This is a genomic window from Mycoplasmopsis citelli (assembly GCF_900660645.1).
GTDB lineage: Bacteria > Bacillota_I > Bacilli_A > Mycoplasmatales > Metamycoplasmataceae > Mycoplasmopsis > Mycoplasmopsis citelli.
Genome location: NZ_LR215036.1, coordinates 1,057,710 through 1,081,189, shown reverse-complemented (window position 1 = coordinate 1,081,189; position 23,480 = coordinate 1,057,710). Strand labels below are relative to the sequence as shown.

Annotated in this window: 20 protein-coding genes and 3 tRNA genes; all 23 read left to right on the top strand. The window is 28.8% G+C overall.

Annotated features, from left to right (window positions below):
- Nucleotides 1-73 precede the first annotated feature (73 nt).
- The 23 genes from mip (at nt 74) to EXC58_RS03930 (ending at nt 23,377) form a co-directional block, all read left to right on the top strand.
- Nucleotides 74-2,449 carry an Ig-specific serine endopeptidase MIP gene (gene mip / locus EXC58_RS04030; RefSeq protein WP_129725745.1) on the top strand — a complete coding sequence of 792 codons (2,376 nt, stop codon included), beginning with the start codon at nt 74-76 and terminating at the stop codon, nt 2,447-2,449.
- Nucleotides 2,450-2,460: 11 nt separating this feature from the next.
- Nucleotides 2,461-4,599 carry a putative immunoglobulin-blocking virulence protein gene (locus tag EXC58_RS04025; RefSeq protein WP_129725744.1) on the top strand — a complete coding sequence of 713 codons (2,139 nt, stop codon included), beginning with the start codon at nt 2,461-2,463 and terminating at the stop codon, nt 4,597-4,599.
- A complete protein-coding gene (locus EXC58_RS04020) occupies nt 4,580-6,016 on the top strand; it encodes an MSC_0624 family F1-like ATPase-associated membrane protein (RefSeq protein WP_129725743.1) in 1,437 nt (478 codons plus the stop codon). Before EXC58_RS04025 ends, EXC58_RS04020 begins: the two co-directional genes overlap by 20 nt.
- Nucleotides 6,017-6,019: 3 nt before the next feature.
- Nucleotides 6,020-6,511 (top strand): MSC_0623 family F1-like ATPase-associated protein, encoded by a 492-nt coding sequence (locus tag EXC58_RS04015; RefSeq protein ID WP_129725742.1) that lies wholly within the window; start codon nt 6,020-6,022, stop codon nt 6,509-6,511.
- A complete protein-coding gene (locus tag EXC58_RS04010) occupies nt 6,511-7,401 on the top strand; it encodes an MSC_0622 family F1-like ATPase gamma subunit (RefSeq protein WP_129725741.1) in 891 nt (296 codons plus the stop codon). The genes EXC58_RS04015 and EXC58_RS04010 overlap by 1 nt, the downstream gene beginning before the upstream one ends.
- On the top strand, nt 7,394-7,852 hold the full coding sequence (locus EXC58_RS04005) for an MSC_0621 family F1-like ATPase epsilon subunit (RefSeq protein WP_129725740.1): 459 nt from the start codon (nt 7,394-7,396) through the stop codon (nt 7,850-7,852). The genes EXC58_RS04010 and EXC58_RS04005 overlap by 8 nt, the downstream gene beginning before the upstream one ends.
- Nucleotides 7,843-9,858: an MSC_0620 family F1-like ATPase-associated subunit gene (locus EXC58_RS04000; RefSeq protein WP_129725739.1), complete on the top strand. Its 2,016-nt coding sequence runs from the start codon at nt 7,843-7,845 to the stop codon at nt 9,856-9,858. Before EXC58_RS04005 ends, EXC58_RS04000 begins: the two co-directional genes overlap by 10 nt.
- A complete protein-coding gene (locus tag EXC58_RS03995; protein ID WP_129725738.1) occupies nt 9,848-11,380 on the top strand; it encodes an MSC_0619 family F1-like ATPase alpha subunit in 1,533 nt (510 codons plus the stop codon). The genes EXC58_RS04000 and EXC58_RS03995 overlap by 11 nt, the downstream gene beginning before the upstream one ends.
- Nucleotides 11,380-12,744: an MSC_0618 family F1-like ATPase beta subunit gene (locus EXC58_RS03990; protein ID WP_129725737.1), complete on the top strand. Its 1,365-nt coding sequence runs from the start codon at nt 11,380-11,382 to the stop codon at nt 12,742-12,744. Before EXC58_RS03995 ends, EXC58_RS03990 begins: the two co-directional genes overlap by 1 nt.
- A gap of 132 nt (nt 12,745-12,876) precedes the next feature.
- Entirely contained in the window at nt 12,877-14,238 is a 1,362-nt protein-coding gene (gene eno / locus EXC58_RS03985) for a phosphopyruvate hydratase (RefSeq protein ID WP_129725736.1), read from the top strand.
- A gap of 137 nt (nt 14,239-14,375) precedes the next feature.
- A complete protein-coding gene (gene dcm, locus EXC58_RS03980; RefSeq protein ID WP_129725735.1) occupies nt 14,376-15,332 on the top strand; it encodes a DNA (cytosine-5-)-methyltransferase in 957 nt (318 codons plus the stop codon).
- A gap of 131 nt (nt 15,333-15,463) precedes the next feature.
- On the top strand, nt 15,464-15,592 hold the full coding sequence (locus EXC58_RS04865; RefSeq protein WP_268809174.1) for a hypothetical protein: 129 nt from the start codon (nt 15,464-15,466) through the stop codon (nt 15,590-15,592).
- Nucleotides 15,593-15,622: 30 nt separating this feature from the next.
- Nucleotides 15,623-17,329 (top strand): cation-translocating P-type ATPase, encoded by a 1,707-nt coding sequence (locus EXC58_RS03975; RefSeq protein ID WP_235666106.1) that lies wholly within the window; start codon nt 15,623-15,625, stop codon nt 17,327-17,329.
- Nucleotides 17,329-18,324: an HAD-IC family P-type ATPase gene (locus tag EXC58_RS04840; protein WP_235666105.1), complete on the top strand. Its 996-nt coding sequence runs from the start codon at nt 17,329-17,331 to the stop codon at nt 18,322-18,324. The genes EXC58_RS03975 and EXC58_RS04840 overlap by 1 nt, the downstream gene beginning before the upstream one ends.
- 103 nt (nt 18,325-18,427) lie before the next feature.
- A tRNA-Tyr gene (locus EXC58_RS03970) sits at nt 18,428-18,511 on the top strand.
- A gap of 3 nt (nt 18,512-18,514) precedes the next feature.
- Nucleotides 18,515-18,589, top strand: a tRNA-Gln gene (locus EXC58_RS03965).
- Nucleotides 18,590-18,657: 68 nt separating this feature from the next.
- Nucleotides 18,658-20,094: a proline--tRNA ligase gene (gene proS / locus EXC58_RS03960; RefSeq protein WP_129725734.1), complete on the top strand. Its 1,437-nt coding sequence runs from the start codon at nt 18,658-18,660 to the stop codon at nt 20,092-20,094.
- A 65-nt stretch (nt 20,095-20,159) separates the two neighbouring features.
- On the top strand, nt 20,160-20,483 hold the full coding sequence (locus tag EXC58_RS03955) for an MG284/MPN403 family protein (protein ID WP_129725733.1): 324 nt from the start codon (nt 20,160-20,162) through the stop codon (nt 20,481-20,483).
- Nucleotides 20,464-21,573, top strand: coding sequence for an MHO_1580 family protein (locus EXC58_RS03950; protein ID WP_129725732.1), 1,110 nt, complete (start codon nt 20,464-20,466; stop codon nt 21,571-21,573). Before EXC58_RS03955 ends, EXC58_RS03950 begins: the two co-directional genes overlap by 20 nt.
- The gene (locus tag EXC58_RS03945; RefSeq protein ID WP_129725731.1) at nt 21,566-21,973 is read left to right on the top strand and encodes an MHO_1590 family protein; all 408 of its coding nucleotides are present in this window, start codon (nt 21,566-21,568) and stop codon (nt 21,971-21,973) included. Before EXC58_RS03950 ends, EXC58_RS03945 begins: the two co-directional genes overlap by 8 nt.
- Nucleotides 21,974-21,997: 24 nt before the next feature.
- Nucleotides 21,998-22,225, top strand: coding sequence for a phosphopantetheine-binding protein (locus EXC58_RS03940; protein ID WP_129725730.1), 228 nt, complete (start codon nt 21,998-22,000; stop codon nt 22,223-22,225).
- Nucleotides 22,226-22,248: 23 nt separating this feature from the next.
- A tRNA-Trp gene (locus tag EXC58_RS03935) sits at nt 22,249-22,323 on the top strand.
- Between the two features lie 52 nt (nt 22,324-22,375).
- Nucleotides 22,376-23,377 (top strand): NAD(P)H-dependent glycerol-3-phosphate dehydrogenase, encoded by a 1,002-nt coding sequence (locus EXC58_RS03930; RefSeq protein WP_129725729.1) that lies wholly within the window; start codon nt 22,376-22,378, stop codon nt 23,375-23,377.
- Nucleotides 23,378-23,480 lie beyond the last annotated feature (103 nt).

Sequence of the window (23,480 nt, the reverse complement as noted above, 5' to 3'; positions counted from 1 at the left end):
AAAAAGTCGTTTTTTTTTTTTTTTTTTTGAAAAGAATATAATAATATTATCTAGTTAAAGAAACGGATTCATCATGAAAAAAATTACTCTCAAAAAAAGTTTGTTATTACTGTCAATTTTACCAATTGCCGGCCTTGGAGTAGCTTGTGGAAGCGTCCAAAATAATAACGGAAATCCCACTCAAGGAAGTGGATCAAGTACCACAAATCCACCAGGTCAAACCAATCCTTCTCCTGGACAAAATCCAGGACCAACATTAAATGTTCAAGAAGGAGATTTAGGAGATATTGGAATTGGAGGTCCTGGTGGTGGGCCTTCAGCAGGAGGTGGCGGCACTGGTGGTGGAAGTCCATTTGGACCTGCCCCAGGACCACAAGTTCGAATTCCTGGAAGACCAAATTTAAGCCCCGATAAATATGAAAAATTAAGCGTAGAAGAAAAAAATAAAGTTGATTTAGACGCATATACAGACGCTTTGAAGCAATATTTTGGAGGACTTTCATATACCTCAGCTAAATCACCAATTAAAAATGCTTCAGAAATTAGTGATTATGATAAAAAAGCTCAAAAAGATGATCAACCAAACTATGAAAGTGCACTAGTGAGAAATTTCTCAATTGTTAAGGATAATAAATTAGTCCTTAACCCTATTTCGCAAAAAGCTTCAGCTGCATATTGAGATTCAGTTTCGAACAATAGAGGTTTATCAAGATATTTACCAAACCAAAAATATAAAGATATTGCATTGCAATCATTTGCAATTACTTTTAATAACGGAAATGAATTAATTAGCAAAAATGATGGTTGAGTTGAAAGAGGGACTGCGTGGATTTTAGATTATGAGCTTGATAGTAAAGGGTATCCAACAAAATGATATTTAGCAACTAATTTACACGTTGCCGCTCAACTTTTAAAAACTACAGCAGATACTAAATATTCGAATGTAGCTAACTTACAGGAAGAAAAGAAAGAATATGACAAAACAACCGCAAGAATTGCTGAGCTAGAAAAACTCTATAACGAGGTTGCTCAGCCATATGCTCAAAAAATCAAGGCAATTCAAGACGAAGCAACTCGTTTTAGACAATTAAGAGATCAAGCAAATAATGAAGATAATACCACCGAAGCTAAAAAATATGATGAATTAAGAAACAAAGAACTAGCAAAACTAGAACCAATTCAAAAAGAAGGTAATGAAAAAATCGATAAAGAATGAACTAGCAAATATGCAGTTGAATATGGTAAAGAAAAAGATAAACTAAAAGGCCTTTGACAAGGAACAACTAAAAGTATTCGTCTTGAACACTTTAATAACGAAACTGCAATTGATCAAGATTTAGACACTAATCTTGATGCAGTTACTGTTGATTCGTTTTATTTTAAACCTGAACAAGTCAAAATTGTGTATGGAGCAGTCGATTTTCTTAATCAAAGTCCAAAAGATTATTTAAGTAGTGATTCTCCATATAAAGATACTCAAGAAATGGCTGATTTTGCGGTTTTAGAATTTGATTTTAATTCTAACGATACTAAAGGGTATTCGTATCATTCAAATAAAGAAAAAAGAGACATTACTGTGAGTTCAGCAGCTGATCTAGCAAAAATTGCAACCTCAGATTTTGCAAATTGAGAATCAAGCAAAAAATTTAAATTTGCCAAAAATTCTTTATACAAAGATTATGACAAACTTAAGAATGAAGAAGTTGAAGTAACTGCTGATGGAAATCAAAAAGTCAAAACTAAAAAAATTAATGTTAATTTATTGGCTTTAGGATTTCCTGGTTCAACAACAGATAATCAAATTGATACTGCTTATAAAGAAAAAGAATTTATTGATAAACTCAAAGTTACACAAAGTATTTGAGTCAATAAACCAATTTACATTAGAAGTGAATTTCAAGCTTCAGGAAAGCATCCTACTAAAGATTATGGTTCAGGATTTTCAAAAGCTTTTGGATTAAGAAACTTCTTATCTAAACCTGGAATTAGTGATTATACTATTACCTCTCCTGTTCTTACTGCAGAAAAAAATCAACCTTTTACCATGCCTTATTTTAAAGATACTACATCTTCATATCAAGGTCGTTCATATATTAATTATGGATTAGGTTATACTCTTGGTTCTTGAGAACCGCTAACTGGAGCTTCAGGCTCAAGTGTTCGAACAATTGATAATGAAATTGTTGGAATTAACTTTGCTGCTGGAGATTCTGTTGGAAGCTCTCTTACTTCGCTTGTACAAGCATTTAGAAGTGAAGGAATTGATTATGGCGGATTTTATGGTTCATACAAATTAGGACAATACGATCTTATTTATGGTGGTGGAAAAGACCAAAGAACTTCATACCGCCAAGCTCTTAAGGAAGCTCGCCCAAATATCAAAACATATTTATTCCCTAATGGTGCTGATGAAGATAAAGTTCCAAGTGAATACAAATTTAGCAATTAATAGGAGGAATCATGATTAAAGCTAAAAAACAAAAAATTCTGTTGAATTTATCTCCTTTTACTGCTGTTGGAGCAATTAGTGCGGTTGCTGCGGTTGTAGTTTATTCATCAATTAATAAGAATGCTTCAAATCAAGTGTTTATTTCTAGTAGAGAAATTAATTCAAATTTAATTAACAATGCAGTCCAAACTGATTTTGTTCATGCCTCAAATAAAGATAACAATCTTAAGAAAAGTGAACCAGTCAAACAAATTAAAGAAGAAGTAGTTCCTCCTAAAAAAGAGGAAATTAAAAAAGTTGAACCACTTCCAAAACCTATTGTGCAACCCAAGCCAGTTGTTACTCCACCTAAACCTAAAGTAGCTCCAGTAGTAGAAAAACCAAAGCCAGTAGTAGAGCCTAAGAAAGTAATTGTCGAAACCCCTAAACCAGCAGTTGTTGAACCTCCTAAGGTACTTAATGTTAGCGAAGGAGCTCCTGTTGATACTAATGCTCTTCCAGATTTAGATACTAAAACATTAAGTTCTAAACCCGCTAAAGGTAATATAACTTCAGGTCAAAAAGTTGCTATTAAAAATGCAATTAGTGTTTTAGCTCAAATTGGGAATAATTTACCACGTGAATTTGATGAAGCAACTAGAAAAAAATTTATTGATGCTATCGAAGAATATACAGTTGCTGTTTCGGGAAAACCAGCTAATTTTTCTAAAGAATGGTATGACCAATATTTCCACTTAATTAAAAATGATGGTAAAAATCTTGAAGAAAAATTAGCAGATGCTAAGAAAAATGGAATAGGAGATATTCTAGGATTTTGAAGAACTGATAATATCGATCCTTCGTATTGATTTAAATATCAATATCAACAAATTCAAAAAGATCTAGACAAAGAGCTTGATAATGGAATGATCCCTATTATTTCATTAAATCCAACTGAAATTGGTGGAATTGTTTGAGGATATGCTGATCCTTCAAAAAACCCAGTTAGAAATAGACAAATTGCTAATAACAAAAAAAGATTTTTCGGATATACAACAGAATATCAAAGATCGCCATACGATATTATTAACAATCAATATGAAGGTTGAAAAACTGTTTATGATACTACATCGTGAACAAGTTTTGGAATTACAGAAAATGAAGGAATTAAAGTTTTAAAAATTCAACCTGAATCAGATTTTGCTAAGGAACAATCTAAAGGACAACCTAGAATTTTAGTTGAGCTAGATGCCGCTAATCCTAAAGGATATGGCGATTTCCTTAAATTCCTTCAAAACGTCGAAAAAGATCCAAGTAAAAAAATTGATGCTATTGTCATTCGTAATATGGGAAAAGTTGACAAAAAACAAAAATTTGAAAATATTTTAAGTCAACTTCCTAATTCGGTTAAAAAACTTACTTTAGTTTTCTCAGCACATGACACCAGTTCTCTTAAAGGTCTAAAAAATAAAAATATTGAGGAATTAGAACTTTATACTTCTGCTGGTGGAATTGATGGAGATTGAGGAATTAACCCTAATTCACTTAAAGGTGTTAAATACATTAGTTTTGATTATGAACCAACTAATAAAAATGCCGGTTCAATTGTCTTTGATAGACTTAGATTTGACACTGAAGATAATCTTTCAACAATTAATGATGGTCTAAAAATGGTTTTTGATACTAGAAAAGACGAAAGAGTCTTCCAAGGATATTGAGGACCTGGTTCATGACCATTAAAATTAGATTTTGGGAATATTCCTTCAATTCGAAGCTTAAAAGGAATGAATCTTTACGGAAAAGTCTTTAAAGAACTTACTTTATATAATGCTTCAAATACTTTTGAAGTTGACTTACCAACATTAACACAACAACAATGATACGTGTTAATTGTTAAAGGTCTTGAAAGAGCCAAATTGTACTTTAAATCTCCTACTAGAGTAGATACCTTATACTTAAAAGGAAATACTATCCCTAGCTCATATGGTAGAGATTTATATGGGTTAATTGAAGCTGGAAAAGATTTATTTAATACTGTATATGTTGATACTCAAGAAATCGCAAATACTTTAAACCAATCGCAAGCTTTTAGAACCTTCCATAAAACAGCGGTTGTAAAACCAAGTAGTTTCAATCCAAAAGGAGGAACTAATGACATTAGCTTTGACTAAAAATACCTCCCTTTGGTTTTATTTTAGTAAAGAAAATATCCTAAAGTTAATATCTTTTATTGCAACTTTTGCGATATTTTCTTTTTTTGTTTTTGCTTTTAATACCCAATTACAGTCAAATAGCTTTATTTTAAGCTGAAAAGATATTTTTAATACCGAAACAATTACTAATAAATCACATAACTTTTTAGGTCTAGGCACATTCATAATTTTTGCAGTTGTGTCTCTAGCAAGCTTATTTAAAAGTTTTAGTATTTTAAATAATAACAACCTAAAATTTAAGCACTATATTTATTGGTATGTTAATTATTTAGTTTTAGCAATTGTTGCTACACTGTTAAATTGATTTTTACCTCACAAGGTAAGCTCTCAACCAATTCATTTACTTTATAAAGCTTTAATTGTATTGTGATATTTATTTGTTTCACTTGGTTATCAAATTCATGCTTTAGTTTTTAGAGCTAAGCATTTAATTAATATCCGTAGAAGTGTTGTACTTAGCTCATTAGAATACTTTTTTAAAGTGCTTTTAATTGGTGGATTTTTATTAGTTTTATATTTATTTGTTCACAAAATTACTGATAATGACGCATTATATTTTAACAATGATGTTCTTAATTATTTAGATGATTTAAAATCAAATAATAAAGCACTTTATTTTGTATATATTTTATTAATTTTATTATTTGTTATTTCACTACTTATTGTTGAATTTTTAAGTGCTAAAAATCAAAAAGAAAGTATTGTTGCTTCAAAAAATAAAATTTCAAGTTTTCTTGCTTTTATTGGAGCAATATTAATTGGGATTTTTGCTTTTAGCATTTATTTAATTTTTATCAAAAATCCTTTTCTTGAAAATGCTCTTGATTTTGAAAAAGAAATTAATTTAGTTTATCTTATTATTTTAGCTATAGGATTGTTTATTATTTTAAGTTTAATAGCTTTTAAAAATCTTATTTTTGTTAAAGGGTTAAAAGCAACCAAACAAAATGCTGTTAAATTAGTTATTAATTTTAATTTAGTGATTTTATCATTAATGAGTTTACTTAATTTACTTAAAGTTAATTATTATAGTCAGCAATTTAGTAATTTAATTATTTTGTTTGCTTCGTTAGTTATTCTTATGATGCTAGTTGTAAATAAGCATGTTGTTGATAAATTAACCTTTATTAATTATGCAATTGTTCTTTTACTAATTATTGGTACTTCGTTTATAAATTGCTTTGAATACACTTCGGTTAATTTCAGAAACAACTCGCTAGTTTATTCAAGTTCTTCGATAATTTATTCAGCAAGAATTGCAATTGGTGCCTCAATTTTATTATTTTTAGAAATCTTACGCAAATCTTCTAAAAAAATATTTTCATTAATGCTTGTTCTAGGTAATTTAAAATTAGTGAAAGCTTATAAGGAGTAAATCATGTTAAAGAAAAAATCAAAAAACCCCCAACAAATTGAGTATCAAGCTTTAATTTATCAAGTTTTTCATGACACCGTTTCTCAGAAAGATTTTGTTAACCAACAAAAACTACTTAATACTTTTGAAATTCAAGAAAATTTAGGACTCAAAAGTCCTCACTGACTTAGGATTTTAGAAAAACTCAAAAAGTTTAAAAATTCACAAAAAAATCTTTTACTCAGAAGTTTTGCAGTTCGTTGAAATCGAAATGAGAAATTTAGTTTTACTAAACTTGTTCCAAGTATCACTACTCCTGATAGTAATGCATTAGACATTAACTTAAAAAACTCTACTATTGCAGAAGAAAATAACCTTTTAGAAAAATTTAACTTATATCTTGAAGAATTACTTTCTAAAGGTTATAAGCTTGAACTTATTAAAGATACTGTGATTTTTAAAGATAAAGCTTCAAATAATTTCAAAATTTTATTTAGTGAAGGGTTGTTAAGCTAATGAACTTGAAGAAAATTAAAGAAAAGAAAGTTAACTTAGATAAGATTTATAAAATTATTGAATCTAAAAAAAATATTACCTTAGTTAATATTTTAAAACTCTCTAAAGAAATTTTGTTTTATTTACAAAGATCAAATTTTTCAAAAGATTTAATTACATTACTTAATGAAAAATTTTCAATTGATAATTCATTTTTAAGTAAATCTCCAGTAATTGAAACAGTTAAAGGAAAAAAGATTTGAGTTTATATTACCGAAGAAGAAAAATACGGAACCAATTCATATCAAAAACATTACAAAACACTAACTGAAAATGCTGATTTTAACGAAGATTTGTTTATTTTAATTGGAGAAAAATCCCAAGAGTTACCCGTATCTACTGAACAGCAAATTCTTTTTAAAAGTGATGAAAATATCGTCTTAAAATTAATTGAAATTTTACCGAAATTAATTATTAATATTTTTAAACAATATAAAATTTCAGAACTGAATTTTGTTATTAATTCTTCTAAAATCAAGCAAAAATATATCACTTTATTTCCACTAGAAAAAAATAATTTTGAGCTAACTTATTATTCGCAAAATGGACCTTTAAATACATTTGATTTAGATAAATACAAAATTCATCCTGAACCAAATTTATTTGTTGAATCACTATTTGAGCATTATTTAACTTTTTCGGCAATGTCACTTTTAATGGAATCAGCACTTGTAAAAGAAAAATATAACCTTGTTGCACAAAATAAGTCTTTAAATGATTTAGAAGAAAAAATTCGTAAGCATAAAATTTTATATCTTCGTACTAAAAAGGATCTTGAAATTGAAGAAATCTCGATTTTAAGCCCTGATAAGGATTTAATTCATACTCAAAATGAGGTCTCTCATGGTTAAATTAAATTTTATTTCCACAAAAAACGTGGTTAACTCAATTAAAGTTAAGGACATTTTTGTTAGTCAAACTTTAAATGATAATTGAATTAAAGTCCAACAAAATTCAATTGTAAGTTTTAAAAATATTTTAGTGAAATTAACTTTGGAAAATGAACAAAATTATTATTTATTAATTGATAATTTATTCTTAAAACGTGATGAAGAACAAGCAACTATTTATTATGATGTTTTCATTAATAGTTTCGTCCAAAAAAGTGATAAAAAATACTTGTTACAACTCAAAGAGAAACATTCAAAAATTAAAAAACAAATAGCACAAAATAAGATTGCAAAAATGTTTAACTGAAGTAATATTGATGAAACTAAGTACGAGTTACTTAAGCGAGAAGAATTTTACTTAAAAAGACAAATTTACTATTCGTTAATTAAAAAGGAGCTACCATGAAATTAAAACATCTTTTACTTTCGCTAAGCTCACCATTGGTTATTTTTCCGATTGCTTTTAGTGTTTCTGCTGATCCAAAAGATGGAGAAACTCAAAAAGATTCAGATAATAAAGACAAAGATAAAGAACAAGAAAAGCCAAAAACACCTCCAAATTATGCAGAAATTAAACCAAAACAAGAGAAACTAATTAAAGAGGAATTTGAAAAAGCTTTAAATAGAGTTGAAGGCAATATTAGTGCTGCAATTAAAAAAATTGAAGATTTAAACGAGAAACCACTTCCAAATGATTTATTGGTTAAGGTTGCTTATTATAAAAAAGTTGCTAATTTCATTAAAAATAACACTAAAAAAATTATTGAAAATCCACAACAATATGGTTTTGATGTTATATTTCCCCATATTTTAGTTGATAAAGAATATAACTTTGGAGAAATTAAATACAATGATAAAGATTTTTCTCCAGTAATTATTGGAACAAAAGCTCCAAATAATTATGAAGGACTTAAGAAAAGCGATTCAAAAAGTACCATTAAAACTGATGGTAAAAAACCAACAGTTAATACTACTGATGAAAAAACTGTTTTAAGTACCACTGCTCAATATTTTTCAGGAATAGGAACTGCAACTGAAAAAATCTTTATTAATGCTAAAGATTTACCTAAATTTCCTGAACAAACAGATTTCATTCTTCAAGAAAATTCTCAATATGATTTAAAACTTCCTGAAGGATTTAATAGTTGAGATGACTATATCAAAGATAAAATCACTAAAGAATTTACTGCTTATGATATTGAGCAAAATGTTTTATTCAATCAGCAAGATGATAAAAAACCTCAATCGGTCAAACCACCAATTGTTCCATTAATTGATGGAGATTCAGGACGTCCTCCGGTTTTAGAACCAACTATTGAAAATGTGCCACCCCTTGAGCCTGTTTTAGGATTTGAGAAAATAGCTTCTACAAATAATGAATTAGTTGGTCTTTTTCAAGCTAATGAGGAAGTTTTTAATAAAGAATATATTTGATGAAAAAACACATTTTTAGAATCATTTGATTATACAGTGACTAAACTTGAAAATACTAATAACAATTTAGAAGCTGAAGTTTTAATTATTCAAAAAAGCAATCCAGCAAATAAAAGAACATATAAAGCACCAGTTAAAAGATATCGAACTGCTCAAGAAAGTGCTAGTTATCAAAAAGTTTATCAAGAATTTTCGAAAGTATTTATTGAATTTTTAAAATCACTAGGACTAGATGAAAAACTTGATTATGAAAAATTAGCCAATAGTTCATTAGCTGAAGCGCTATTTAATCAAGTTTTTTTAGGTGTTAAATTAATTAATGAAGATCAATTTAAAACTAAATTAGACAATCTGGTCCAAAAATATCAACTTAATACCAATATTGTTAAAAATGACGGAAAAGTTGAAATTCAAAATGATCAATTAGCTCAAAAAGCTCAAGAATTTTTAATTAATGCTCTTTCAGCTCAAGAAATTAATCAATATAAATTTTTTAATTATTTAGCAAATGCTTATGAATCGCTTTATTCAAATGTTCTTGCTCAAGGCCAAAGAAACATTAAGACCATTGAAACTAATTTTCAAAAATTAGATTTACAAGTTAAAGATTTAAGTTCAGGATTTAGATCACTAAATTCAATGTTGAAAAACTTTAAAATTCAAGCAATTAAAAATAATTTTTCACTAAGTGATTTTAATTCATATAATAAAGCACTCAAAGACGTACATAAACAAATTACCGATGTATCGCTTTTAACTAAAAATGAAGCCATTTCAGATAAAGAAGATCCCAAAGCAAAGCTTTTTAAAACCGCTTATGATAGTTTAAACTTAAATTACACCGAAGATCATTCCTTAAGCAATATTTTATTGTGAAGCTTTGCTGGTCTTTCGATTTTTGGTGGATTAATAATGTTCTTCATGTGAATTTTTAAAAAAATCTTTGCAAAACGCAAACTAAGTAAGGAACAAAATGACAAATAAATTAATAATAACTTCAGTTAATGAATATATTGTCCAAATTTCAGGGACACATAATTTTACTCAAGGGGAGTTTTTAGTTTTAAAAAATAAACCAGAAGTAAAATTTATGATTATTAGCGCAAATCAAACTACTGCTTTTGCTTTATGTACCACTACTAAAGAAAAATTTTCAGTTGGTTCAGAAGTGCTTCCCGTTGCAGAAAATAAGCTGATTAAAACTTCTCCAGAATATTTTGGAAAAATTATTGATATTCATGGAAATATTGTCTTTCCAATTTCAACTAAACCAACTCATTTTTTAGATGTGCAATCAAAAAGTGTCCAAGCTGAAAATGATTTAATGGTTTATCAAACTTTAGAAGAGCAACTTAATACTGGATATGCCATTGTTGATTTGCTTATTCCGCTTGGAAAAGGACAAAGAGAGCTTATTATTGGAGATCGTCAAACTGGAAAAAGTTTCATTGCCCTTAATACTATTATTAATCAAAAAAATAAAAATGTTAAATGTGTTTATGTAGCAATAGGTCAAACCCAAAATCAAGTATCTTGAATTTATCAAACCTTAAAAGAACATGGAGCTTTAGATTACACTTTTATTGTTAATGCTTCAGCTGAAAATCCTTTTGAGCAATACTTAGCACCATACATTGGAATGGCTCATGCTGAAAATCTTTCACACTTTGATGATGTTTTAATTGTTTTTGATGATTTAACCAAGCATGCCAACGTATATCGGGAAATTGCTTTATTAATTAAAAAACCAATTGGTAAAGAAGCTTATCCAGGAGATATGTTTTACGCTCATGCCCGTTTACTAGAACGGAGTGGAAAATTTGTTGGACGTAAAACCATTAGTGCATTGCCAATTTTACAAACCATTGACAATGATATTACCTCACTTATAGCTTCAAATGTTATTTCAATTACTGATGGCCAAATTGTAACTAGCAGTGAATTATTTGCTCTTAATAAATATCCAGCTATTAATATTGACTTATCAGTATCTCGGATTGGAACTAGATTACAAAAACCAATTGTTTCCCAAACAACTAAAACAATTAACACTATTTACCGTGCATTTAAACGTCAAACTAAGTTAGCTGCTTTAAAATACGATTTAAATGAAGAAGTTAATAATTTAATTCTTTCAGGAATTCAAATTGAAAAATTATTTAACCAAAAAGGAATTACTTCATATGATGAATACGATTTATTCCTTACATCTCAAATTATTCAATTTAACATTTTAAATAATCTAAAAGAAGATCAAATTCAACGAGCAATTGAATTTATCATTAAATATGTTAAAGAAGACAAAGTATCAACTGAATTAATGAACAATATCATTTTAAATAAACTCACTGATGTTAACGCACCTAAAGATTACTTTAGTTTCTTGCTTAAAACTTATTCAGACACATACAATTTAAACTGAAAAATTACTGCTCATAAAGAGTATTTAAACTTAAATTCAGCCTTAATTAGTAAAATTCATTCATCATTTAAAGGAGCAAAATAATGCAAGGAAAAATCACCAAAGTCTGAAGTGACGTAATTGAAGTTACTTTTGAAAAAAACAATTTACCTTTACTTGAAACTTTATTAGTTGATGAACACAATTCAGTTTTACTAGTTAAAAAAATTGTTTCTCAAGAAGCTATTTTAGCTGTAATTGTTAAGCAAAGAGCTGATTTTTCAATTAATGGAAAAATCAAAGCTTTAAACCACGGATTTATGGTTCCAGTTGGTCAATCTTCAAAGGGATTAATTTTTGATATTTTAGGAGAACCATTAAATAGTAAACCAACTAAAAAACTCCAATATGTTGAAATTAATTCAACTAACAAACCAAACCCTAGTTATGAAAATAAATACAAAATTTTAGAAACTGGAATTAAAGCCATTGATTTCTTTATTCCAATTTTAGATGGTTCAAAAATTGGAATTTTTGGAGGAGCAGGGGTTGGAAAAACTGTGTTAATGAAAGAGATTATTTTCAACCTTTCAAAACAACAAAATAACACTTCTGCAATTTTTGTTGGTTCAGGAGAGCGTTCTCGTGAAGCAATTGAACTTTATGATGATTTAAGAGATTCAAATTTAATGGATTCTTCAATTATGTATATTTCTAAAATGAACGAAAACCCCGGAGCCCGGATGAGTATTGTTCCAGTAGGAATTACTGCCGCAGAATACCTTCGTGATGTAGAAAAAGAAAATGTTTTATTATTTATTGATAATATTTTCCGTTTTATTCAAGCTGGAAATGAAACTTCTTCTTCACTTGATAAAAAACTTTCAGTTGGAGGATATCAATCAACTTTAAATACTGAAATTTCGCAAGTAGAGCAAAGAATTTACAGCAACGAAAATGGATCAATTACTTCATTTCAAACTGTCTTTTTACCAATGGATGACCTTTATGATCCTTCAGCTGTAGCAGTGTTTAATCACCTTAATGCTTCGATGTTTTTATCACGTGAAATTACCGCTAAAAACATTTTCCCTGCTTTTGATCCACTTGCTTCTTCTTCAACAAACGTAAACCCTGATGTGATTGGACTTGAACATTATAATGCCATTTTAGAAGCTAAATTTGTGCTTCAAAAATACAAAGAACTTGAAGATGTTATGATTATTTTAGGATTTGATGAACTTGATGAAGAATCACAAACTATTGTTAAAAAAGCCCTTCAACTCCAAAACTTCTTCTCACAGTCATTCTTTATGACTGAACACTTTAGAAATACCCCTGGAGTATTTGTTCCGCTTAAAAAAACCGTTCAATCAGTGATTAAAATTCTTCGTGGAGATTATTTACATTTATCTCCAGAAAAATTCTCATACATTGGTTCAACTGAACATTTAGATAAATTAAAATAATTTCAAAATGAGCTTAGCTCATTTTTTTTTTTTTTTTTTTTTACCAAGAATTGATAAATGTATTGCTTAAGTTTTTAAAAAATATTATAATTTAAATAACATTTTATCAAACACAAAATATAAGGAGAAAATATGTCAGCAATTAAAAAAATTCACGCTCGTGAAGTGCTAGATTCACGTGGTAATCCAACTGTGCAAGTTGAAGTATGAACTGAATATGATGGATATGGTTCAGCGATGGTACCTTCAGGAGCTTCAACTGGTTCAAGAGAGGCACTTGAACTCAGAGACAAAGGTTCTAAGTACGAAGGAAACTGATTTGGTGGTAAAGGAGTTATGTTAGCTGTAGATCACGTTAATAAAGATTTAGCTCCTGAATTACTTGGGATGGAAGTAACTGACCAAAGAGGAATTGATTTAAAAATGGTTGCTCTTGATGGAACTGCAAATAAAGAAAAAATGGGAGCAAACGCAATTTTAGGTGTTTCTCTTGCAGTAGCTCGTGCTGCAGCTAATGAATTACAACTTCCTTTATACAAATATCTTGGAGGGTTTAACGGACACTTATTGCCTGTTCCGATGTTAAATGTTATTAACGGGGGTGAACACGCTTCAAATACCATTGATTTTCAAGAGTTTATGATTATGCCTGTTGGAGCAAAAAGCTTCAGAGAATCAATGCAAATGGCTAATTTTGTTTTCCATAACCTTGCTAAATTACTTAAAAAAGCAGGTCATGGAGTTCAAGTAGGTGATGAAGGAGGATTTGCTCCAAACTTTAAATCACACGAAGAAGCACTTGATTTTTTAGTTGAAGCAATTAAATTATCTGGATACAATCCAGCTAAAAGTGGAGAAAAAGCTGTTGCTATTGCGATGGATTGTGCTTCAAGTGAACTTTATAAAGATGGAGTGTATACCTTTAAAAAACTTAAGGAAGCTATCGAAGCTAAAAAACCTGGCTTTGAACACCTTGAAGGAGTAAAACTTACCTATACCACCGAAGAAATGATTGATTATTTAGGCAAATTAGTTGATAAATATCCAATTATTTCAATTGAAGATGGACTCGCAGAAGCTGATTGAGCAGGATTTGCACAATTTACAGCTAAATATGGACACAAATTACAAATTGTTGGTGATGATCTTACTGTTACAAATACATCAATCTTAAAACGTGCTATTGAAGAAAAATCGATGAACTCAATTTTAATTAAAATTAATCAAATTGGATCATTAACAGAAACTTTTGAAGCAATTCAAATGGCTCAAAAAGCAAATATGACTGCAGTAGTTTCACACCGTTCAGGAGAAACTGAAGATTCAACTATTGCTGATATTGCAGTAGCAATGAATGCAGGTCAAATTAAAACTGGTTCAATGTCTAGAACTGATCGAATTGCTAAATACAATCGTTTACTTGCTATTGAAGAAGAACTTGGTGAATCGGCAAAATTTGAAGGACAGCAAGCTTTCTACAATATTAAGTTATAATTTGAAAATATCATTTTACCCCAAAATTTGGGGTTTTTTAATCTCCTTTATAAGAAAAATTCATTTTTAAATAAACACATATAACAAAATTAGGAGCTCTTATATTACTTTTTTTACGTACAAAAGGAAGGATTAATATGTTAAAATTTTTTGATTTTTGCTCAGGTATTGGTGGCGGAAGAATTGGATTAGAAAATATCGGAATGTCATGTGTTGGACATTCTGAAATAGACAAAATAAATGCTAATACTTATAATCTTTTCTTTAATGACACTAGAAATTACGGAGATGTAACTAAATTAAAAATTAGTGAACTTCCAGATTTTGATTTTATGATTGCTGGATTTCCGTGTCAAAGTTTTTCAATTGTCGGAAAAAGAGCTGGTTTTAATGATAAAAGAGGATTAATAATTTATTCACTTATAGAAATACTTAAACAAAAAAATATCAAATATTTCATTTTGGAAAATGTTAAAGGGTTACAAAATCACGATAAAGGACAGACACTCCAAACTATCCAAAAAAATCTTGAAAGTATTGGTTTCAATGTTTATTGAAAAGTTTTAAACAGTCTTAATTTTGGGGTTCCACAAATGAGAGAAAGAATTTACATTGTTGGTTTTAAGAAAGAACATGATAATGGAAAATTTGAATTTCCTAATAAAAAAATCATAAGCAAAAATTTTGACTATTTTTTAGATAAGCATAATAATTCTGAGTTGAATATTGAAAATAATACCTTTCAAAAATATCTTTCTAATAAGTATAACAAAGATAAATTTAACGCTCAAGAAATCTTAAATTGAGAAAATTATGTAGTTGACTGGAGACAATCAGATTTAAGAGTTTATAAAAAAGTATTTCCTACACTAAGAAATGGTAGACATGGTCTGCTTTATGTTAAAAATAAAAAGTTAATCAAAGTTAACGGTTATGAATCTCTTTTGTTGCAAGGTTTTCCCAAGCAAATTGCTAAAAAAGTTAAAAAATACAAATTAAAAGATAACAAGGTATTATCTCAAGCAGGCAATGCAATGACAGTAAATGTTATTGAATCGATTGCAAAAGAGATGATTAAAAATATAAAAGCATAATGAAAATGTAAAAATCATAGCAACAATTTAAACATTAAAAAATACCCCCCATAAGTTAGGTAAGGAAAATCTAATTTATTTGGTATTTTGTTTATTTTTTTATATTCAAAAGTTCTTCTTTAGCCGAACTAATGGTCATTAATTTTAAAATTAAGCAAATCAGAAGTGGAACTCATCCACAAATCAATAAAGATATTCCAACAAATTCTAAGTTTAAAAAAACAATCTCTTTAACACAACAAAAAAGCGATTTGATATAATAAAAATACTAAAAAAATAAAAGGAGAAAAATGGATCTTCAAGTTAAAGTGGATTTAAAAAATGGTTTAACTAATCAACAAGTTTTATCCCAAAGAAGCAAATTTGGTTTAAATGAAATTAAACATCATAAGAAATTTAATTTCATTAATTCTTTTTTAGCCCAATTTAAAGATTTTATGATTATTTTACTTTTAATTGCTGCCACAATATCATTTGCGGTAGCTATTTATGAGCATGCAAGTGGTTCTAGGCATGGAAGTGAAATTATTATCGGTTATATTGAACCAGTTATTATTTTAATAGTAGTAATTTTAAACAGCATGCTAGGGACTTATCAAGAATATAAAAGCGACCAAGCTGTTAAAACCTTAGAAAAAAATAATCAACTTAATGCTAAAGTCATACGAAACGGAAAAATGAGTGTGCTACTTGCTAGCGAAATAGTTCCAGGTGATTTAGTAGTCTTAGAAGCTGGAGATTATGTTCCTGCTGATGGAAGGTTAATTGAAGCATACAATTTAAATGTTGTTGAATCAGCTTTAACAGGAGAATCGCTTCCGGTAGCAAAAATGGTTCTTGCGGATAATTTAAAAAATAAACCTTTAGGAGACCAACTAAATGCCGTTTTTTCAGGGACATATGTAACTAACGGAAGAGCAATTGTGTTAATTGAGCATACCGGAAATAAAACCGAACTTGGAAAAATTAATAAGTTAATTAATGATCAAGAACTTGCCCTATCTCCGCTACAAATTAAACTAAATAAACTCAGTAAGATTTTCGGAATTTCAGGAGTAGTGTTATTTTTAGCTACTACATTAATTCAAATTTTATTAAATGGATTTTTTGGTGGATGAAACAATGTTGCTACTTATTCAGATTCACTAGTAATTGGAATTTCCCTTGCAGTGGCAGCTATTCCTGAAGGATTAATTACCTTTACAACTGTATTACTAGCAATTGGTGTTGCTAATATGACCAAGCAGCGAGCAATTATTAAGTCGCTCCCTTCAATTGAATCGCTTGGTTCAACTCAAGTTATTTGTTCAGATAAAACCGGAACACTAACTGAAAATAAAATGAAAGTAGTTCAATTTTGAGATTATGAATTTCCAAATAGCGATCCAGAAAATTCTAAAGCACTTCATTCGTTAATTGCTTGTTGTGATGCACAAGTACATTTAGAAAAAAATGGGCAATTTTCTGAAGCAGGAGATCCCACCGAAATTGCAATTTTACGCTATGGACTGGATTTTCATGTTAGTGCTAATAGTGTTTTTGAAAAATTTCCAAAACTTGATTCACTTCCTTTTGATAGCAATCGAAAAACCATGTCAGTACTAATTCAGGGAAAAAACGGAAAATCCTTAATTACTAAAGGAGCTCCAGATGTTATTTTTAATAAATGTCATAATACTCCTGAACAAGCCAAAATTTTAAACGAACAATGATCCAAGCAAGCATATCGTGTGATTGCAGTTGCGTATAAAAGTATTAATGAAAATCAAGAAAGCATTTCACATGATGATGAAGAAAATCTCACATTTTTAGGTTTGATTGCACTAGTTGATCCGCCGCGAGAAAGTGTTAAAGCAAGCATTAAACAAGCTCAAGAAGCTGGAATTAAAACCATTATGATTACTGGAGATCACTTAACAACAGCTGTAGCTATTGCTAAAGAATTAAACATTTACAAAGAAGGTGATAAAGCTCTTAAAGGAGAAGAACTCGCTTAATGAGCGATGAAGAATTACGAAATAATGTCCATTTAATTTCGGTTTATGCACGGGTAAATCCTCTTGATAAACTCCGCATTGTCAAAGCTTGACAACATCATGATAAAGTTGTTGCTATGACTGGAGATGGAGTTAATGATGCCCCAGCACTAAAAGCTGCTGAAGTAGGTTGTGCTATGGGAATTACTGGAACTGAAGTTTCCAAACAAGCAGCAGATATTATTTTAACTGATGATAATTTTAATACCATTGTTAATGCAGTTAAATCAGGTCGAGAAACTTATAAAAAAGTCAAAACCGTTATTTTGAATTTACTAATTTCCTCAGTTACTGAAATTATTATTATGCTTATTGGTCTTTTCTTATTTAGATTTATTTTCCAAAAAAGCATTGGAAATGCAGAATTTGTCGTTCTTTCAGCTTCACAGCTTCTTTGAGTAAATTTACTCACTCACGGACTACCAGCTATTGCCCTAGGAATGACTCCAAGCGGAATTGATGTAATGAAAGAAAAGCCAATTAATAAACAAGATAGTGTTTTTGCCTCAGGAATGGGGAAAAAGTTGCTAATTCATTCAGCAGTGTTATCATTTTTTGCTCTACTAGCATACTTAATTGTTGGAGTGATAGCTCAAGGATTAAATGTCACTGGAGAAGAATTTGTTAAAGTGACTTCAACTGCTTGTTTTGTGTCCTTAGGGATTGGATCTTCATTAAATTCGATGAACTTAATGAGTTCAAAAAGCATTTTCCAAAGCTCTCCAAAAGTATTTTATCTTGTATATATTGCATGTAGCTTTTCGCTTATTTGCGTTCTTACTTCAGCGTATATTCCAGGCTTTTCTGAAGTGTTTAAAAACGTACCAATTAGCATTTATAATAAATCCAGTGCCTTTTGAATTATTCCAATTTTCTTTGGGTTTGGACTAATTGCCTATAGCGAAATTGTTAAAGTACTAAATTTACGTGTTTTTAAAAGAGAGTTTTTAATTTAATTTGAAAATAAGGGTTTAAACCCTTATTTTTTATATAAGTTATTTAAAAAATAATTTTGCTTTTAAAGACTTTGTTATATAATAATAGAGCAACTAGCAAAATGGGGGGATAGCAAAGCGGCCAAATGCGGGTGGCTGTAACCCACTTTCTTAGGATTCGGGGGTTCGAATCCCTCTCCCCCCACCATTTTGCCCCATAGCCAAGCGGTAAGGCATCGGGTTTTGGTTCCGACATGCGTTAGTTCGAATCTAACTGGGGCAGCCATATCACCTTGGGGTGATTTTTTTATACTTTTATACTCAAAATTTAGAACTTTTAATATAATAAAATATATGAAAAAATTAGATAAAATTACTCCTTTAGAAGAAGATTTTGCCAAATGGTATACTGACGTTGTAAAAAATGGTAATTTAATTAAATATGGTTCCACAAAAGGTAGCGTAATTTATCTGCCCAATTCCTACGGTATTTGAGAGTTAATCCAAAATCAATTTAACAAAATATTAAAAGAAAAAGGGGTGCAAAATGTGTATTTACCCCTTTTAATTCCTGAATCGTTATTTAAAATCGAAAAAGAGCATCTTGAAGGCTTTAACCCTGAGTTAGCAACAGTTACACATGTTGGAAATAAACAATTAAGTGAAAAATTGTTTATTCGTCCAACTTCAGAAGTCTTATTTGCTGAATTATTTAAACAATCAATAGATTCATATAATGATTTACCACTTATTTACAATCAGTGAGCCAATGTTTTACGTTGAGAAAAAACTACTAATCCATTTTTGCGTAGTCGCGAATTTTTGTGACAAGAAGGACACACTTGTCACTCAAATCCACTTGAAGCAAGAAAATTTACCCGCTCAATGATTAGCACTTATGCTAAGTTTTTAAAAAATTATTTAGCTATTCCAGTTGTAATTGGTAAAAAAACTCCATATGAAAAATTTGCTGGAGCATGCTCAACATACACAATTGAAGCGATGATGAAGGACGGAAAAGCTCTTCAAGCAGGAACAAGTCATTATCTGGCTCAAAATTTTTCAAAACCATATCAAATTGAATTCAAAAACAAAAACAACCAAAAAGAGTTTGTTTATGGAACTTCATGAGGAATTACCACTCGCTTAATTGGAGCTATTATTATGACTCATGGTGATAATCGCGGAATTATTATCCCTCCAAAAGTGGCCCCAGTTCAAGTTGATATTTTAGAACTTTTTGGAGATAAAAGCGATAAAGTTAAAAAAACAGTAAATCAGCTTGAAACACTTTTATCCAGAAAATTCAGAGTAAGAGTTGATCGTAGTGATAAAACACCAGGATTTAAAGCTTCAAATAGCGAAATTCAAGGCGTTCCACTTAGAATTGAAGTTGGACCCCGTGATTTAGAAAATGATATGGTTACATTAATTAGACGTGATACTCTTGAAAAACAATTAGTTAAAATTGATGATATTAAAAACTTAATTGGAAAAACTCTTGATGATATTCATAATAATTTGTACGAACAAGCACAAATTAGGCTAAATAACAACACTATTTTTGTTGATAATTATGAAGATTTTAAAAAATATATTGCTCAACAAAAATTTGTTATTGCACCATTTTGTTGTTCTGATCACGCTGAAATTCACATTAAAGAAGAAACTGGAGCATCAAGCCGATGCGTCCCAAAAGAATTTCAAAAACCTGATGAAGAAAAAGAATGTATTTATTGCGGATGCTCTTCAAAAACTAATCGCTATGTCTTATTTGCTAAAGCTTATTAAAAACTGCAAATTGCAGTTTTTTTCGTATTTTTTTGAAATTTTCTTATTACTTAAATGAGGTAAACATGGAAAATAAAAAATTATTTAGTCAAAAAGACAAAATTAAAGTAAATTTAACTGCTGAGTTAATCGCCTTTAAAAATACTTTTAAAAGTATATTGGATCAATCGCTTAAAGGCGATTATGTTGATAAGCCATTATTTGAAAAATTAAATCAATGTATTGAAAATTTACACAAATTGGACCAAAAAATTATTCTCAGTCAATGAAAACATGGGGAAGAAAAATGATATATGAACTATTTTTCGCGATCAACATATTATAAAAAACGCAAAATTGCAATTAATAACTTTTTACATTGTTTTATAAATGATCGTGTATCCAATTAATTACCAATATAATATTTCTGAAGAAAGTTCATATATTTTAGAAAACCAACAAATTCGTTGTCGATGAGACTCAAAAGAGCTTCCAAAAAACTTTTCAGCACATTTTAACGTTGATAAAATTATGAGCAATGGTTATTTTGACATTAATTTTGCTTCAAATTTAGTTAATGATAGAAAAAATCATTATTCTTTTTCGGTATTAATTAATAATAAAGTCATTGTTGATAATTTTAAAGAGAATTTAAATAGTTTTAATTTAGGTTTTGAAAACATTAATTTAGAATACTCTAAAATTAAAAGCATTGTTTTAGTTTTTAAAAACAATAAAAAAGACATCGGAACTTTTTATATTGATTTTTCTGATTTTGATAATATTGAGCAAAATATTGTCATGAAAAATATCTATTCTAATGCCAAAGTTATTAGTGAATATAATTTTACTTTATCAGAAGATAATTATAAAGTATCAAAAAATTATTTAAATATTAATTTTGAAATTAATGATTTATCAAATACTCAAAGAACTGAAAATTTAGGTAATTTAAAAGTATTTTATTACCCGGAAAATAATTTCATTTTCCACAAAAAACGAAAGAATAAGTCCACTCCTCAACTTGAAGGAGTTACAATTAGCTTTGATAAATTTATTAGTAAAAAATTAAATATTAAACCACAAAGTCAAAATTTTAATTCAAGCAATTGAGATAATAAAAAGCATTTTTCAACTGAATATAAACTTCCTTTTCATTATAATACGCTTACTAGCGATAATAGTTTTTCAATAAGTAATTTTGCAAATTCAAAATCAGGAATTATTTTACCAAGATATTTTTCAGGAAACTTTGAAAGCGAAATTTCAGTTAAATTTAAAGAATTTAAACTAAATTTTTTGCGTAATATTGTGGTTAATAAAAATTCTCGAGCACTTCCAAAAAGTAAAAAAATTCTAAAAATCATTGAAATTGAGTATAAAGAAAATCAAAAAAATTCTTTTGAAATTTCAATTGAAAAAATCATTGATTTTAATTTAAAAGGAAAAATCACTGATATCACATCATTATTAATTTACGCAAAACGTAAAGATGAATAATTGAACAAACAACAAAATTAAGTATTTTGTAATCCTTTTACTCTCAATTGGTGCTGGAATTGGAGGATATTATGCTTACAAACACTTTCAAAAACCATTTCAAAAACAAAAACAAGATGATCATATTTCTGAAACACAAGAAGAAATAAACATTTTTCCTGAGCTTCAAGAAAGTTATTTTGAAGATTTTTTATCTACAAAAAACAGTGAAAAAATTATTAATGAAGATTTAGTGTATGAATTAATTAATGATTTAGCAAAGCGTATTAATGTTCCTGAAGGAAATATTAATTTTCACTGAGAAATTATCAGTGAATATGAAATAAATATTTATGTAAAAATTCTTTCAAATAATCACGAGTATAAAAAAGCTTACAAGTTTAAATTAGACTATGAATAATTTATAAAATATTATAATTATTCTATGAATAAATCAGTTAAAGAAATTGTTTTTGAAGAATTGAAAAAATACAGTAAAAAACCTTTTAATGAAGAAACTTTATTAGAAGAATTAAAAATTGATTCGCTAGATTTAGTTGAAATTGTCGTTGATGCTGAAGAACATTTTAACATCGAAATCCCTGATGCAGAGCTAATTAAAATTAAAAAAATTAGTGATATTATTTTGTTAATTGAAAATTTAAAAAAATAGCTATAATTATATAGCTTAGGCTTAGGAGTATAGTTCAACGGTAGAACAACGGGCTTCAACCCCGTGTGTTGTGGGTTCGAATCCTGCTACTCCTGCCATTTTTTATTTCTCTTTTTTCAAAATTAGTTAGAAAGATTATAATTTTAATATATGAGTAAAAATAAATATTTCAGCTTCATAGGAACCGGAGCGTGAGCTAGTGCACTTGCTAATGTGCTAGCACAAAATGGACATAAAGTTAAAATGTACGGAATTAACGAAGAAGAAGTTGCCGAAATTAACCAAGGATACAATCGCAAATTTTTTGGTTCACGCTTATTTGCTCACCCGAAATTTATTCAAGCATCCACTGATTTATCCTTTGTTTTAGAGGGTTGTGAAACCTTAGTTATTGCAGTTCCGTCTTTTGCATTTCGAAGCGTACTTAAACAACTTTCGGAAGCATTGAGATTTCGTAGAGTCAATATTATTAACGTTTCAAAGGGATTTGATGAACAAAGCGGAACGTTTTTATCAGATTTAATTAAAAACAAATTAAGACGCAATTTAAAAAATTTTGCAACTTTTTCAGGACCTTCATATGCTATTGAAGTTTTTAATGAACACTTAACTTTAATTAACATTTTTGCTTCAAATAAAGAATTTCGAGACAAATTAATTGCTAAATTTAACAATTATTATTTTAATTTAGTTCCTTGTGAAGATGAATATGGTGGAGAAATTTTTGCAGCTCTTAAAAATGTATTAGCAATTGGAATAGGAATTTCTTCATACACTCATCCAGGTAAAAATTCCCATTCTGCACTAATTTCGGTAGGAACCAAGGAAATTTTAAGTATTATTAAGCAACTAAAACCTAGTTCGGATTTAAGTGTTGGCTTTGAACTTGTTGGAACTGGAGATATTTTCTTAACTTGTTCATCTACTCAGAGTCGAAACTTTACTTTTGGATACTCAATTGCTGAACGAGGACTTAGAGAAACATTAAAAAACCAAAAATTAACTGTTGAAGGGTATTCAAGCGCTAAAGCTTTGAGCAAACTAATTGCAACTAAAAACATTAAAAATATCCCATTACTTGAAAACATTATTGCAGTGTTAAATGGCTCTAAAGAACCGCTTTTATTAACAGATTTTATTACTAATAAATAAGAGAAAACAGGTCCTAAAAACCTGTTTTTTGTGCAATTTTTCAGTTGCAAAATAATATCCAAAATAAACGTAAATAAATTTATTTTATGGTAAAATTATTTTA